Origin of the sequence: Fibrobacter sp. UWH1 (assembly GCF_002210365.1) — a bacterium.
Classification (GTDB): domain Bacteria; phylum Fibrobacterota; class Fibrobacteria; order Fibrobacterales; family Fibrobacteraceae; genus Fibrobacter.
Genome location: NZ_MWQG01000020.1, coordinates 1 through 14,875 on the forward strand (window position 1 = coordinate 1; position 14,875 = coordinate 14,875).

A 14,875-nucleotide genomic window follows, 5' to 3' on the forward strand; every position below is an offset into this window, starting at 1 on the left:
TATCCTGCTGTGGCTTCTAACGGTTGCTATGTGGCTTCTGCTCCCTATGGTTTCCCGGGTGGCGGTGCTGCAAATACTGTTCCCTGTATCGGTGTGACCAAGGGTATCGTCAATGAAAATCTGGATCCTGTTACCAAGAAGCCGACTTATAATCCTGCCAGTGGCTGTTTCCCCAGTAAGGAAGCCTTTGACGTGATGTTCCGCGAGACTCCGGGCGTTAATTCCGTGCATTGTCGCGATGTGCCCTTTTCTCAGACAGCAGACGGCAAGTGGGAATATGACAGTCAGAATGAACCTACTGGCGCATTTACCATTTTGAATGACCTTCAGGATTCTGTTGCTGCCGGGGTATGTACTGGTACCTGCGCCACTGCCGCTACACTCCGTAACGTACTCGGAAATGTGAGATATGGTGCTGGTTCGCTGAGCTATGTTTCTAGCGCTGCAATTTCGTTGTTGGGTAAAGTGGAAAACTGGGCCGACATCGAACCTACGACGGGGCTTCCGTATATTGACCTGTACCCCACGGCTTCTGGTGAGTTTGATTCGGGAACGAATCCTGACGTGTACGACAATCTGTCTTGGGATTTGCGCATAAAGAGCAAGGGAAATCAGCACTTCTGCTTTGAGTCTCATGCCCACTTCGTTTATCGCCCCGGTATGCAGTTCTCCTTCCGCGGCGATGATGATATCTGGGTGTTCATCGACAACAGACTCGCTGTTGACTTGGGCGGAACCCATATGGCTGCTCCTGGTTATGTAAACCTGGATGAATTTAAGGGGGCTCAGGGTAATCTCGTTGCTGGAAAAACTTACGATATCGACATCTTCTTCTGTGACCGTCGAACCGATATGAGTAACATCCGTATCAGTACCAATATGTATCTTCAGCAGAAGAAGAGCCTAACGGTGAGCAAGAAAAAAACTGCCAGCGGAACTTACACTTATGGTGTATGCTATAGCGTAAACAATGGCGGATCCTGCGCAGCTGCCCTGAATGGTAGTGAGAACGTAGAAACTTGCGGTAATGAACTTGCTTCCCTGGGATTGACTCCGTCTTATTATCTAGTAAGCGGAGGAACCCTGGATAAGTCTACCGCAAAGATGTTGACTGCCGGTGAAGTGAACGTGGGTGGCATTGATCTGACTGATCCCTCGGTACCTATGATCTATTATGACAAGATGAAGCTGGCTCCCGGCCGTTGGAGCATCTTTATTGAAATCAATAAATCTACAAAGAAGATCATGACCTTTACCATTGATGAAAATGGAACCTTCGAAGAAGAAATCAGCAGCTCCGATAGTGGTTCCAACGGAGGCGAATTGGACGGCTCTTCTAACAGCAATGGCGGTTCCGAAGAAAATCCTGTTGCCGGTTCATCTGCTTCTGCTACCGAAGATGGTAAGAATCCTGAAGGAGCAGAAAACGGTAACGGCAATGTCGATCCTTCCAGCTCCAGTTCTAAGGAAAATGGAAAGAATGACAGCAGTGATGAAAAGGATGATGAAGACCGCAATTATGCTGAACCTACATTCCGCGTAAAGATGGTTGCTCCCTTTACTTTCGTGATTGTCTTTAACGAAGAGATCGCATCTCAGCCCAAATCCTACGAGGTGATGGATATGCTTGGATCTGTTGTAGCTTCTGGGACCGTTTCAACGAGCGAGACTAAGGTGGTTGCTCCTAGCAAGGGTACCTTCGTCGTCCGTTCCGGCCGTCACCATGAAATTGTGAAGTTCAAGTAAAGACAATCTAACGGTTTAGATAAACATTAAGCCAGCGCAAAGGCGCTGGCTTTTTGTATGTCTATTGATAAACGTTTAATTAGTTCAATGGATTGCTGGTTAAACCATTCGCTTCCATTCCTTACGGAGCATATACAAACCGATAAATGCGGTTCCCACGTCGGCTACGGGCTGGGCGCAGAAAACTCCGGTTAGGCCGAAGAACAGCGGGAGGATCATCAAGAAGGGGATGAACAGGATCAGCTGACGGCAAGCGTTTAGGAACATAGACTTGCCTGCCTTTCCGGTTCCCTGGAAAAAGCTACCTGCAATCATACCGCACGGGACCATGAAAATTGTGCAGGTGAACAGGCGCAATGCCTTGGCAGCCACTTCCTGCATTCTCAGGTCACCTGGGGCGAAGGGGGCTACGAAGGCGGGGGCCTGCCACTGGACCAAAGCCCATGCCAGAACCATGAAAATCATGGCGTAAAGGTAGGCAAACTTGACCACGCTCTTGACTCGGGTGTAGAGCTTGGCTCCGTAATTGTACCCCACGATGGGCTGGGTTCCGTTTACAAAACCAAGCAGGGGCAGCACGATAATAGAGACGATGCTGTTCAGGATGCCGAAAGCGGAAATGGCCATGTCGCCGCCGGACATGGTGGAGGAGGCTTCAATGCTCTTGTTTCCGTAGGTAGTCAGGCTCCAGGCGAGAATTGCGTTCATGAGGCTGTTGCAAATCTGCATTACAGAAGGAGGCAGGCCCAGAATGTAGATCTTGCGCACGAAGGGGGCGCGCAACTTCATGTAGCGGCGGTTGATCTTCACCGGCGTACTCTTTTTCAGGAAGAACTGGGTGATGAGAATGCTGCTGACCAGCTGGGAGCAGATGGTTGCCCAGGCGGCGCCCTCGATTCCCCAGTGGAGGCGCATGATAAAGATGTAGTCCAGTGCCACATTAGTGACGGCGCCGATAATTTCGCGGAACATGGCTGTCTTGGGGTGACCCATAGAACGGATGAAGTGGTTCATGCCCGGGGCCACGGTCTGGAAAACTGCACCCAGCAAGATGACACGCATGTAGCTGCTGGCTACGGGGAGGGTCTGGTCGCTGGCGCCGAACAGCCTGAGGAGGGGTTCCATGAAGATTTCGCCAAAGGCGAAGGCTCCCACTGCCATTATAATAAGCAGCACAAAGGAGTTGTTCAGGATGATGGCTGCCTGCTGGTACTTCTTTTCGCCCAGACGGATCGAGAAAAGGGTGTTGCCGCCTACGCCCACGATCATGGACATGGCCATAATGAATAGGGCGATGGGGAAGCATAGGGTGATGCCTGCGATGCCCAGGCTGCCCACGCCCTGACCTACGAAAAAACGGTCCACTATATTATATAGTGCATTGACCACCATACTGATGATGGCGGGAACGGAAAACTGCAAAACCAGCTTGGGGATGCTGGCTGTTCCGAAGGAATTCAGTCTTTCTGAGTGTATTTTTGTCATTTCGGGAGCGCAATTTAGAAAAAGGCTCCCTGTAAGGCAAGATTTGGAGGGCTTTACTCGGAAACCACCTGATTTCTGCCGTTTTCCTTGGCGATATAGAGAAGTTTATCGCTTGAGGCTATCAAATCTTCCATTTTACCGATTTGCTCTCCCTGTCTGCTTGACAAACCTAGGGAGATTGTCACGGGAACAATCGTGTCTTTCCAGGAAAAATGGTGACGCTCGATGGCAGAACGGAAACGTTCGGCACTTTTCTTTGCGTCTTCGACACCTACGCCAGAGAGTAACAGCACGAATTCTTCACCGCCGTAGCGGGCAAGAAGGTCGGATTCTCGCTTTTCATCCTTGATGATGGCGGCCACTTCCTTGAGAATGGCGTCTCCGCACTGGTGTCCCCAGGTGTCGTTGACCTTCTTGAAGTGGTCGATGTCCAGCATGATGCAGTGGACGTAATAGTTATTGCGGCGGGCCAGGGCCAGTTCTCCCAGGCTGCGGTCCATGAAGGTTCTGCGGTTGTTGATCTGTGTCAGGGGGTCCTTCGTGGCGGCTTCATACAGTTTTTGGTCAAAAGCTTCTTCGGTGGGGTCCTTATAATCGACCTTCAGCACCATTTTCCCGATTTGCAGTCTGTTGTCGGATTCCAGCCTGCAGGTGGTGACCGGATTGCCGTCTACAAAGGTTCCGTTGGTGCTGCCCATGTCGGAAACAGTAACGAAACGGCCGTCAAAGTAAAGTTGACAGTGCTTACGGCTGACCAGTTCATCGTCCAGTCGAACGTTTGCGTCGGTTCCGCGGCCAAGGACTGTTATTCCCTTGGACAGGGGGATCTGCTTAAAGTGGGTGGGCGGGTACAGGACTATCAGGTGGGGGCGCATTTCCGCTGTGGGAAACTTGATCGTGTTGCCAGCGGTGGCGATTGTCTGGTCCATATCCTGCATAAATCTCTCCTGGAATTCCGTATGAAAATCTAACAATTTATGAGAGGGTTTGCTCAAAAAAGCAACTAAAAATGAAATGTAAAATTTTGTTATCGCGATTTTGCGTGATGTATGCACGAATATGCGACATATCCACCATTTGTATACAGAACGTACCGCTTTTTTTACTTAAATTTCAAAAAATGAGTGGCATTCTGCGCTAGAAAAGGATAAATTTCAAGCCGGTGTGGCATTTCGGAATGGCCGGTCTTTCCGTTATGCCAAAGAATGTTGGAAGGAAAACCATTGATGGATAATAATACTATGAAGAACAAGAAGAATACTCTCCTCGCGGGAGCCTTTAAGTGGATTCTGGGTACATGTATGGTGCTCATGGGAGTGCAGAGCGCCTGGTCTAGCTGTTCCGGTACGCTGCATTTTCAGCCGCCTCTGGAATGGGGCGCTAATAATGCCCCGACAGTGACTTTCTACACTGCTATGAATAACAAGCAGAAGGTTACGTCTGTAATGACCTACAATGCAACGACTGGTTATTACGAATATGACCTTTCCAAGATCGGTGGTGAAGCCTACGACTCCACGTTCACCGTGTATACGATGATGTCGGATTCTACGATCCGCTATATTACGACGGCCAAGTGGAATGGTATCCCGAAGGATAATGCCAAGGATCCCAACTATCCCATGAACAACCGTGACTTCGCCTGCCCCAACAGCAAGGGTGATGTCTACATTCTTGAAAACCCCAAGCAGGCCGGCAAGACTCTTATCTCTTACGGTAAAAAGCCCAACATCAAGTACTTCTACATCTTGGTTCCGGACGATGAAGAATGGAAGGCCTCCGTTCCCATGTATTCTGACAATGGAACCTACGCTGGTGGTAAGCCCTTCAAGGTTGACCCCACCATGTGCGGATGGTACTACGCTGTGTGGATGGACGAAGATCTTCCCACTTCTTTTGTTCTCTTTAAGGATTCCGACGAAATGTTGGCCGACGCAATCGGTGTCAACGGTTGGAACAACACTCTTGAAGCCATTGACGTTGAAGCATTCTTCGATGCATACGGTGTAGATAGACTTTACTTTATTGCTGACCCGGATGAAGCTCCGGATGGCAAGCTCTTCTCTGTAGTTGACCCTGAAATCGAAGGTAACTGCTCCTATACTTTGGCTGCAATCCTTTATGATACCGATGCCGCCCTCCATGGCGCATTCACTTGCGATGCTTATCCTGCTGTGGCTTCTAACGGTTGCTATGTGGCTTCTGCTCCCTATGGTTTCCCGGGTGGCGGTGCTGCAAATACTGTTCCCTGTATCGGTGTGACCAAGGGTATCGTTGGTGACTTCCTGGATCCTCTGACCAAGAAGCCGACTTACAATGCTGCTTCTGGTTGCTTTGTAAGTCAGGAAGCTTTTGACGTGATGTTCCGCGAAACTCCCAATGTCAATGCAATGCATTGCCGCGACGTGCTCTTTACCCAGTCTTCTGACGGTATGTGGGAATACGATAGCTATAACGAACCCACCGGTGCATTTACCATTTTGAATGACCTTAAGGACTCCGTTACTCTCGGTACTTGTGTTGGTACTTGCGCTACTGCTGCTGCTACTCGTAAGGGTTTGGGCAACGTCAGATACGGTGTCGGTACTCCGGCTAAGGTTTCCGCTGCAGCTAAGGCTCAGCTGGGTGTCGTGGCCGACTGGTCTGACCTGGAACCCAAGAGCGGTCTCCCCTATATCGACCTTTATCCTGTGGCTGCCGGCGAATTCGACTCCGGTACCAATCCCGACGTTTATGACAACACTTCCTGGGATGCCCGTATTTCTGGCATGAACAACCAGATGTTCTGCTTCGAGTCTCACGCACACTTCGTTTACCGTCCGGGTATGCAGTTCTCCTTCCGCGGTGACGATGACATTTGGGTCTATATCGATAACAAGTTGGCAGTGGACCTGGGTGGTACCCACCTTGCCGCTCCTGGTTACGTGAACCTGGATGAATTTACTGGTGCTCAGGGTGCTCTCGTTGCTAACAAGACCTATGACATTGACATCTTCTTCTGCGACCGTCGTACTGATATGAGTAACGTTCGTATCAAGACCAATATGTACATCCAGCAGAAGACTGCCCTTACCAAGGAAAAGACTGAAAACTACACTCCCAAGAATCCTGAATACCAGATGTGCTATACTCAGACTGGTGAAGGTTCTTGTGCTGCTGCAGTTTCTGGTGACGATAAGGCCATCGAATGCTGCGGTGCTGACTTCGTTAATAAGTCTGAATGTACGAGCTTCAAGTTCCAGTACTATCTGGTCGCTGGTACCAAGTTCCCTGCCGATCTCTCTTCTGCACAGCTTCTGGCCAATGACGCTTCTATTCCGGGTATTGACCTGTCTAACCCGGCTGTGCCCAAGTTCACCTACGAACAGATTGCTCTGCCGCCGGGAACCTGGACTGTCTGGGCCTATATCGATGGCGACAAGAACAAGGTTTATACTTACAAGTCTCAGGGTGAAGTGGAAGTTGTCTTCAATAACGCTACCGCCCTGGATACTACCGAAGCAGAAAACCCCTGTACAAAGGCAACCTGTGGCTTCATGGGTGTTGAAAAGTCCAAGTACGAAGTGGTTGACTTCGCTATGGGTAGCGATTTGGTCCCGGTTTATATTTCTGCAATCCAGGTATCCTCTGATTCCGTGCTGATCAAGCCCAATGACGCAAGAAGCGTTAGCTACACCTTGAAGTCTACTACTGATCGCGCTGATGGAAAGAACTACCTGCAGTACTTCGTTAAGGAAGCAGATGGCTCCTTTACCCCCATTGATCCGGGTGCTGCTCGCAGCTTTGGCCCCGATGGTGGTATTGATACCGTCTATGTCACTGTTGACCTTGGTGATATGAATTACTCCATGGAAACCTACAAGATTTCTACCGCATCTGGTAAGCAGGCTCTGTCTCTGACCTTCTACCTGCCGCAGCTTGCCTTCGTAGATTCCAGGGATTCCAACTGGAAGGAAATTACTGGTGATGATCCCGCCGCTCCTGGTTTCGAAGAACGTTGGACTGATACCGATCAGGACTTCAACATGGTTATTCTGAAGCCCTCCAAGCAGGCCGATGGTTCCTTTGCCTACTACAAGTGCGACGATTGTAACGTTGGCTTGACTATGGCTGCCGGCGTGGCATCTGAAGGTCTTGTACTTTCTGCATCTGAACCCTTCGAAAATGGCTTTGCAAGAGTGCAGATCCGTTGCAGCGGTAATGAATGTAAGACCTATCGTTATGATGCTGAAAATCCTGCTAACAGCAACCCGGCCAGAATCTCCATTTCTGGTAACGGTAGCGATGCTATCATGGCTCACTACCACCCGATTTACTTCCGTGAACCGCCGGTACCTGTGCCGCAGTTTGCTGATATCTTCGACGTAAAGGGAGCTCCTGTTGAAGCTATGAAGATTTATAGCGACTATGTTGCTAGCGAATATCTGGACGGTGTGGGTGACTCTATCGCCATCTACTTCAACCGCAATATTCATAAGGACTCTCTGCCGGAACAGATCTGCATCTTGTGGGATTCTGTTGCTGCGGATACGATTTATCCCTTCAAGGACGGTATGTCTACCCTTAAGGCTGACTCCGTTAAGTACTGCAATGTTATCGTCAATAAGACTCAGTATTCCTGCTTGAATCTCGATGCAGCTACTGGCTATTGCGACAATCGCCTCGAAGTTGGCGGCCTGACCCTTTCTAGCCGCATTAAGACTGCTGGTACCGGTAAGGTTTACTCTTATGCATCCTTCGATGATAATGGTAAGCACATCAAGCAGGGCTTTGAAGGCAACATCGTGGATCGTATCGCTCCTGTACCTATCGAAGCAATCGTGATTTCCCAGAAGAATAAGGATGGTGAACTGAGTGGTTACGACAACTTGACCGTGATTCTCTCTGAACCGGTGACCTTGCTGGATCCGACCAACACTACTTCCTTCGACTTCTACCTGAATTCTGCAACTAGCCTTGACTCTGTTGCCAAGTTCGCTTCTGCAACTGGTCCGACTGGTACTGTGGTGACCTCTTCTATCGTTCCTGTTCCTAGTTCTCGTGAAGATGGCTACGGCAAGATTGACGTGATTTACAAGACGTCTAGTAACGCTCTGTCTCCCCATGCTGGTGACTACCTGCGTCTGGGCGGCGACCTGACTAAGCTTATCTGGCGCGATAACATGGATTCCACCGCTTACGGTGCAAATGAAATGCGTACTTCCTTTGACGTAGATTACCACTGGAACTCTCCCACTGGTTACAACGAAACCAAGCGTCTGCCCTCTCGTTGGGTGCTGGTTACCGGTGACGCCGAAGTGGGTGTTTACGATGTGAACTTCGCCTACACTGGCAATGCTGCTGAATGTCTCCTTGATTCTTGCGCAAGCCCGATTACCGCGATCCCTGTCTCTTCTCTGGACGGAAACGAACAGGTCATCAAGAGCAAGTGGGGTATCCCGGGTCACTTGGTCAAGTCTGATATGAAGGCTCTGTACGACAAGAAGAAGGTTGCTAACGAAGACGTTGATATGAGTGACTTCTACTTCTACTACAAGGTTGAATACTTCACCAACCTGGGTGCTTATGTGGCAAGTTCCTCTGCAAAGATCTACTGCGATGACGATCTGAACTTCCAGCACAACAAGAAGTACTTCTTCGGTGGTGCTGGCAAGAACTGTACTACTCATGGCACCAACTACTACATCGGTTGGAACATGACCTCTGATAAAGGTCGCTTGGTTGGTACTGGTGCATACATCACCAAGATCGATACCTACGTCAGAATCAACGGTTCTAAGGAAAACCGCAAGGACAAGACTTCCATGTTCGGTATCAAGAAGTCTAAGAATGCATATCCCATTGATCGCACATGGGAAGACTTCAAGAAGAACAACTAAGTCTTGATAACAAGTGCTTTAAAAAGGGGCGGATTTATCCGCTCCTTTTTTATTATATTTTCTCCATGCGAAAAATTTTAGCTGTTGTATCGCTTTTTGCTCTGGGTGTTTCTGCTGCGTTTGCTGCCGAACCCACTGATCTGGATTCCCTTTTCAGGGGCCATGAATATAAGCCTGTATTGAATGCGTCCCTCAGAGATTCTGCTGATTCCCAGCAGAGTGCCGCCGTGGTTAAGGCAAATACCAAGTCCGGCAAGTCTGACGGTTACTATATGCTGCAGTTCGAAGCTGTTGCTGACTTTGATGCGGCTCAGCGTCGTCGTGCCCAGCTTTCCGCTAGCACGGGTTATGCAATCCAGGTTGTATTCGATACTCCGTTCTACAAGCTTCGTGGCGGTGGATGGACTACTAAGAAAGCCGCTGAAGATAAGGCTCGCGAACTTTCTGCCTACAATATCAATGCGTTTGTAGTAAAGGTTAAGTAGAAGGGAATTGTCGGACCTTTGGGTCTGTGAAATTCCTTGCAGCAAAGATTAAAAAAGGTACTGCGGTTGTCCGCAGTACCTTTTTCTTGTATAACCGTTAGACTTTTTACACTAGCAGGCCAAGTGCCTGTTTGATAGCGTGTTCGTCCATGCTGGAGGGGAGCAGGGCTCGTTCTTCAGGACCAACAAAAACCAGGTTCCTCTCGAAGTCCGGGCGGCCGCTCCTGTTGCGGGGAACCAATTCCTGGGGCTTGAGGGAATAGTAGAAGGGGCCGGTCTTGACGAAGCGCTTTTTCTGAAGACCTTGGTTCAGTGCTTCGGTCAGTGCCTTTTGGAGTACAGGACCTGCGCGATCCACGTGATGCAGCTCCAGAATTCGCTGGATCAGGATCTCTTCGTGAATCGGTGCCTCGTGATCTACGTAGAATTTCAGCTGGGTGATAATGGCTGCAGCCGGCAGTTCAGCAATAGGCTTGTCGTGGGGCGTGCCCTCGATCTTGGGGTGTTGCACCTGGTAGGCCACCACCTGCGGTCCTTCGCTGACGGGCATTTCCAGTTCGTCTTCATCTTCCGGTTCTTCGTCGCTGGCGGGAGGCGGAGCGATACTTTGTTCAATGGCGAGCGTTGTTACCAGGTGGCTGACTTCATCCTGATTTGCCATGTACCAGAAGGGGAGCCAGAGCGCCAGGACCTTCCAGCCAGTCTGTTTCAGGATGGTAGGACGGATATAGTCGCGGTCTTCCACGGATTCACGGAAACGTTCCGTAGTGCAGTCGTCTTCGATGAGTGCTAGGAAGCGGCTAGGATTATTGGCGTCTGCCACGACCGGTCCCACAGGAATGCCTCCCTTGGTAAAGGAGTCTTCGACCTGGAAGTTTTCTTTCTTAAGGGCGTCGACGATGGAATCGTGAATGTCGGACCCTGCTGTATGAAGGTCGTTCTTTTCGGTGAAGTCCTTGGCCTGCAGGTAGGTGATCCAGTCCCAGAAGAGATTGTGCTTGGCATTGCCCTGCTTGGCGAGATCCGTTTCGGAAATGTAGACGTGGGTTTCGTGCTTTGCCAGAGTGGAACAGACGGCTATCTTGTTGTCGCCGTTGACTCCAGTAACGCCTTCGGATTCGGCGCAAACAAGGATCACGTCGCGGAAACGTCCCGCGGCTCGTTCCGGGGTCTTGACGTAATAGCGGATATCCGGATTCTGCTGTGTGAAGAATCGTGCCGTTGCGGAACCTGCCGCCACCATATTCTTGATGCATTCCTCGATTTCGTGGCAGGTCGTCTGATGGAATGCCACGATACCTAGGGTCTTGCTGGGGTTCTTTTCTGCATGGCGGATGGCTGCCTGTGCGATTGCATTCACCTTGTTCTGGACGACCTTGAGCTTGATACCGGTGAATTTTTCGCGACTGGGAACAGGCAATTGTCTGATGCCGCGGCTGTAGATTTTCTGGTTAGCGAAACTTACCAGGGTCGCGTCGGAATACTGGGTCGAGAACCACAGTTCGCGAGTAGAAATGCCCTGGCGAAGAGAGGCTGACAGAATGCTATCGTGGAACAGTGTCGTATGAGAAATCGGCGGTTCCTGGAAGGCGTCGTAAGTGAGCGGTTCCAGAGCGGGATAGTGGGGGTCACCCACAAGAATAATCTTGTTTGCGCTGAGCAGGGTAGGAATGGATTCTACGACAGAGACGCATTCTGCATCAAGAATGATGGCGATGTCAAAGTGTCTGTCTTCAGGCAGGCAGAAAGAATCGCTGAGACTGATGGATGTCAACCTTTCGGGCGAGGCTTGAAGAGTGTCGTGTAATTCCCTGAAGTTCGCGTTGCAGAAACGGTCCTGGATGTCTCTGTATTCCTTGCCTTTCTGGGCGTGTGCCTTGGGATTCAAGGAGAACAGTTCCGGGAAAACCTTGGTTGCGGTCTGCACCTGGGAGCCTGCCCAATGATGAGCTACGGCCTGCGGGATTTCCCGATTGGCCTTGCTGGGATCCTTTAGGAATGCTGAAAGGTTGGGACAGTTGTAGTCTGCGATTTTCTTTGTAAGGGCAGACAGTTGTAGATGGGTGTCCAAGCTATCCCAGTTCTTGTTCCAGGATTTGATTGTGCCCAACCACTTTTCAATGCTTTGGCTTTCTAGAGGTTCCTCTAGGTTCATTTCCTTGGTAATCTTGCGGATGGCTTGCTGGAGACTGCGTACGGCTTCGCAAAGATCGCCCAACTTGGGCTGTAGGTCTTTGAAGAGACTCCACTGTTCAAGAATTTGCAGGAGCAGTTCAAAACGAGGATTGTCCTTGTGCTTGTCGCGGAAGTCGTACAAGTACTGAATCTTGGTATTCAGTTCAATCCAGTTGGAACGTTCGTAGAGCCAATCTTTTCCGAGGAGGTGATTGCCCAGAACGGCTGATTCCTTGTATGCCTTCTTGTTGTCCTGCAGTTCCAGAAGGGTGTCTATCAGGTCGATAAGCTGGGCGTCGGACTGGACTTCCTTGGGGTTGCGGAGAACCTGGAGGAGCTGGCGCCTAGAAGAACGGTAACGGTCTGACAGACCCTTTAGGGTGGCCTTCTGACTTTCAACGAAGTCTTCGCGTGCGGTAAGGATGTTTTCGTCTACGGCATTGTCGGTGTAAATGTCGGACGTCTGACGGCGGTAGCGGACCCACTTGTCGCCCGCTTCGGGCAGCATGGACAATGTTTCTCTGTAGGCGTCCCAGTTGCTGGAACGGAGCTGCCATTGGTCGTAGGTGGGAGTGCTTTCGCTAAAGTTGTCTTTGAATAGTTCAAGGATATCGGAGAGACCGGCCAGGAAGATTCCTGTGGGGAACAGGCCTGCTTCCTGAAGTCGTTTGAGGATGGTATCCAGTTCACTGGCCCGTTCGGCGGCGCGGTTCAGTTCATCGGCCAGAGAGTTTTTCTGCTCTGGTGTGAGGCTAGGAACCTTGACGCCTTGGAAGGCTGTACGGGCTTCGATGCCGTTTTTCTCGAAGTATAGCTCAGTCAGCTCTGCAAGATCTTTTTTAAGGGCTTCGTACCTTTCGAAGCTAAGTTCGGGCACTCCCTGGAAAATGGTCTCCGGGAATTTCTGCTTGGGGGCTCTGGCCTTGATGAATTCCTTGAGAAGGCCCGAAAGCATGATGCCGGATGGCTGCAGGGGCTTGTTGACTGCGTCATAGTAGTCTGAAAAATCCTTGCGGGCCTTATGGAGTTCCTGGGCGACAGCATTGCGGTCAACGTTGGCGAACGTGCGGAAAGGCGGTTTCCATGTGTTCAGAAATTCCCTGGCTGTGGTTGCTCTGCGGCTGACCACAAGGACGTTCTTCCCCTGGGCGACAGAATCGGCTACGATGTTGGCGGCAACCTTCATCTTTGCGGTGCCCGGCAGCGCCTGGATTGCGTAGGCTTCTACTTCTGGATCCAGGGCGTCTATGGCAGCCTTGCTAGTATGGGAATCGATGGTATAGAGGAAGTGATGTTCACAGGGATTGAATACCTGATTGAAATCTTTTTCCTCGAAGATGGATTCCTTTACCTTAAAGCCGTCTTCTCGAAGAAGGGATGAAAGTACCGGGGCTGTGTCAATTTTCTTGTCGTTCCATCCCTGTTCAAAACGGTTTTTCAGGAGGAGTCGACCGGTGTTGAAAAATCCCAGGCAAAGACCATGACGAGTGAACTTCCAGCTCTTCATGGATGCGATGGACTTTTCGAACATGGAGAAGTACAGCAAGAGGCTGAACTGCCCATTGATGATTGCATCGCCTGCCTTGGGCAGGGGGACGGAATCCTTGAGGCGTTCCCTAAGGACTACGTTCTCAATAGGAGTCCTGTTGGAAATGTAGAGAGTCTTCTTTGTCGTGTCGACATCGAGGGGGATTAAAAGGCTTGGTGCAAGTGCGTTTCCGTCCCACTTCAGGAAGCCCAGAAGAAGGTACAGGTCCGATCTGCCGAAATCTTCGTCTTTTTCTTTAAGGACGGTGCAGACGGATTCAATGGTTTCAGCTTTCTGCTGTGCGCTAAATTTGTCGCTCACAGGGAAGAAGGAATCCAGCGGCAGCGGGCCATTGGAATTTTTCCACTTTTCGAAGAAAAGGTCGCCAGCCTCCATAATAAGAGGAGATTGGAAGTCACCCTTGGTAGAAAAGTTCAGTAAACGATCTTTTGAATCAAAAAGAGCTGCTTCTTGACGAATTTTCGATATGATTGCAGAAGGAGACACTTGAGCCATACTATGAATATAAATTTTTTCCCCCGCGTAAAAATTACGTAAACTTTATAAAGTATGGATTATTTGTTCAACTGCCGCATTTAGGGGCTGTGGGGTGGGGGTATTTTGGAAGCCTGCCTTGTAAAGTACTCGGCCAATGAGGGCTTCGGGGGTTATGCCATCTTCCTTATCTTGCCGAATACTGTGAGCTAGCTCACGTTTGGAAAGCTTCTTGCCGTTGGGATCCACGATTAGGGCATGGTGCAGGTAGAAGGGGCGCTTGTAGGCGGGCATCTGTATGCGGGTGGAATCGGCACAGACGTTGGCGATTAATTCTGAGAGGTAAATCTGACGTGCCGTGGAATTGCGGATGTCTTCGCCTCGAACGATATGGGTTATTCCTTGATGCAAATCATCGACGCAGACGGCGAATTGGTAAGTCCAGAAACCGTCGCGATCCCGGATGGGAAAGTCTCCGCATTGTTCTGACGGATTCTCGCTGAAGTCTCCGAGACGATAGTCCTTCCAGTTTATTATTTTGTTAGAAATTCTAACCCTGAGGCTATGGGGCGCAAGCCCCATCCCATTATTTTCCGGTTCCTTGTCTCCCACCTGAAGGTGGCCAAACGCCTCTCGTCTCTCATCTAAAATTCGGCATTTCCCCTGGTAGATAATTTCTCCAGTTTCGCTTCTGGGATTTTCGGCCTCCAGCTGCTTACGGCTGCAGGTGCAGGGGTACACTAGGTCCTTCTGGGAAAGTTCTTCCAGGACAGCCTGGTAGATGTGATGACGTTCGCTCTGGATGCTTTCGCTGTGGTGCTCAAAACCGAGCCATTCCAGGTCTTCGCGGATGCCGTCGATGTAGGCTTGGCGGGCTCTTCCCTGGTCGTGATCTTCAATTCGCAGGTGGATGTGCAGGTCCCATTTCTTGGCGGCGGCCCAGACGTAAAGTGCCGAAAGCAAATGGCCTTCGTGGAGGTAGCCGGTGGGGCTTGGTGCGAAACGGATTTTTCCTGACATGGCCCAAAGTTATAAAATACTGAATCCTGAAAAATGGGCGGTCGTTTCTTTTGCTATCTTGA

7 protein-coding genes are annotated in these 14,875 nt (G+C 50.3%); 3 read left to right on the forward strand and 4 right to left on the reverse strand.

The features are described 5' to 3' along the window. On the forward strand, positions 1 to 1,746 hold a 1,746-nt coding region (locus tag B7992_RS10055), incomplete at its 5' end, for a fibro-slime domain-containing protein (RefSeq protein WP_141100438.1). 99 nt (positions 1,747 to 1,845) lie between these two features. Here B7992_RS10055 and B7992_RS10060 read toward each other — a convergent pair. After that, positions 1,846 to 3,231 carry an MATE family efflux transporter gene (locus tag B7992_RS10060; RefSeq protein ID WP_088666202.1) on the reverse strand — a complete coding sequence of 462 codons (1,386 nt, stop codon included), beginning with the start codon at positions 3,229 to 3,231 and terminating at the stop codon, positions 1,846 to 1,848. A 53-nt stretch (positions 3,232 to 3,284) separates the two neighbouring features. Next, the gene (locus tag B7992_RS10065) at positions 3,285 to 4,169 is read right to left on the reverse strand and encodes a GGDEF domain-containing protein (protein WP_088666203.1); all 885 of its coding nucleotides are present in this window, start codon (positions 4,167 to 4,169) and stop codon (positions 3,285 to 3,287) included. A 288-nt stretch (positions 4,170 to 4,457) separates the two neighbouring features. Between B7992_RS10065 and B7992_RS10070 the strand changes: the two genes are divergently transcribed. Together B7992_RS10070 and B7992_RS10075 are read left to right on the forward strand one after the other, a co-directional pair. Further along, complete coding sequence (locus tag B7992_RS10070; protein ID WP_217897597.1) at positions 4,458 to 9,110, forward strand: fibro-slime domain-containing protein; 4,653 nt, start codon at positions 4,458 to 4,460, stop codon at positions 9,108 to 9,110. Between the two features lie 65 nt (positions 9,111 to 9,175). Further along, entirely contained in the window at positions 9,176 to 9,595 is a 420-nt protein-coding gene (locus B7992_RS10075) for an SPOR domain-containing protein (protein WP_073157927.1), read from the forward strand. 106 nt (positions 9,596 to 9,701) lie between these two features. On the opposite strand, the gene B7992_RS10080 is transcribed toward B7992_RS10075, so the two are convergent. Then, positions 9,702 to 13,814, reverse strand: coding sequence for a DUF3320 domain-containing protein (locus B7992_RS10080; protein WP_073283370.1), 4,113 nt, complete (start codon positions 13,812 to 13,814; stop codon positions 9,702 to 9,704). Positions 13,815 to 13,859: 45 nt separating this feature from the next. Further along, the gene (locus B7992_RS10085) at positions 13,860 to 14,813 is read right to left on the reverse strand and encodes a glutamate--tRNA ligase family protein (protein WP_073157579.1); all 954 of its coding nucleotides are present in this window, start codon (positions 14,811 to 14,813) and stop codon (positions 13,860 to 13,862) included. Positions 14,814 to 14,875 lie beyond the last annotated feature (62 nt).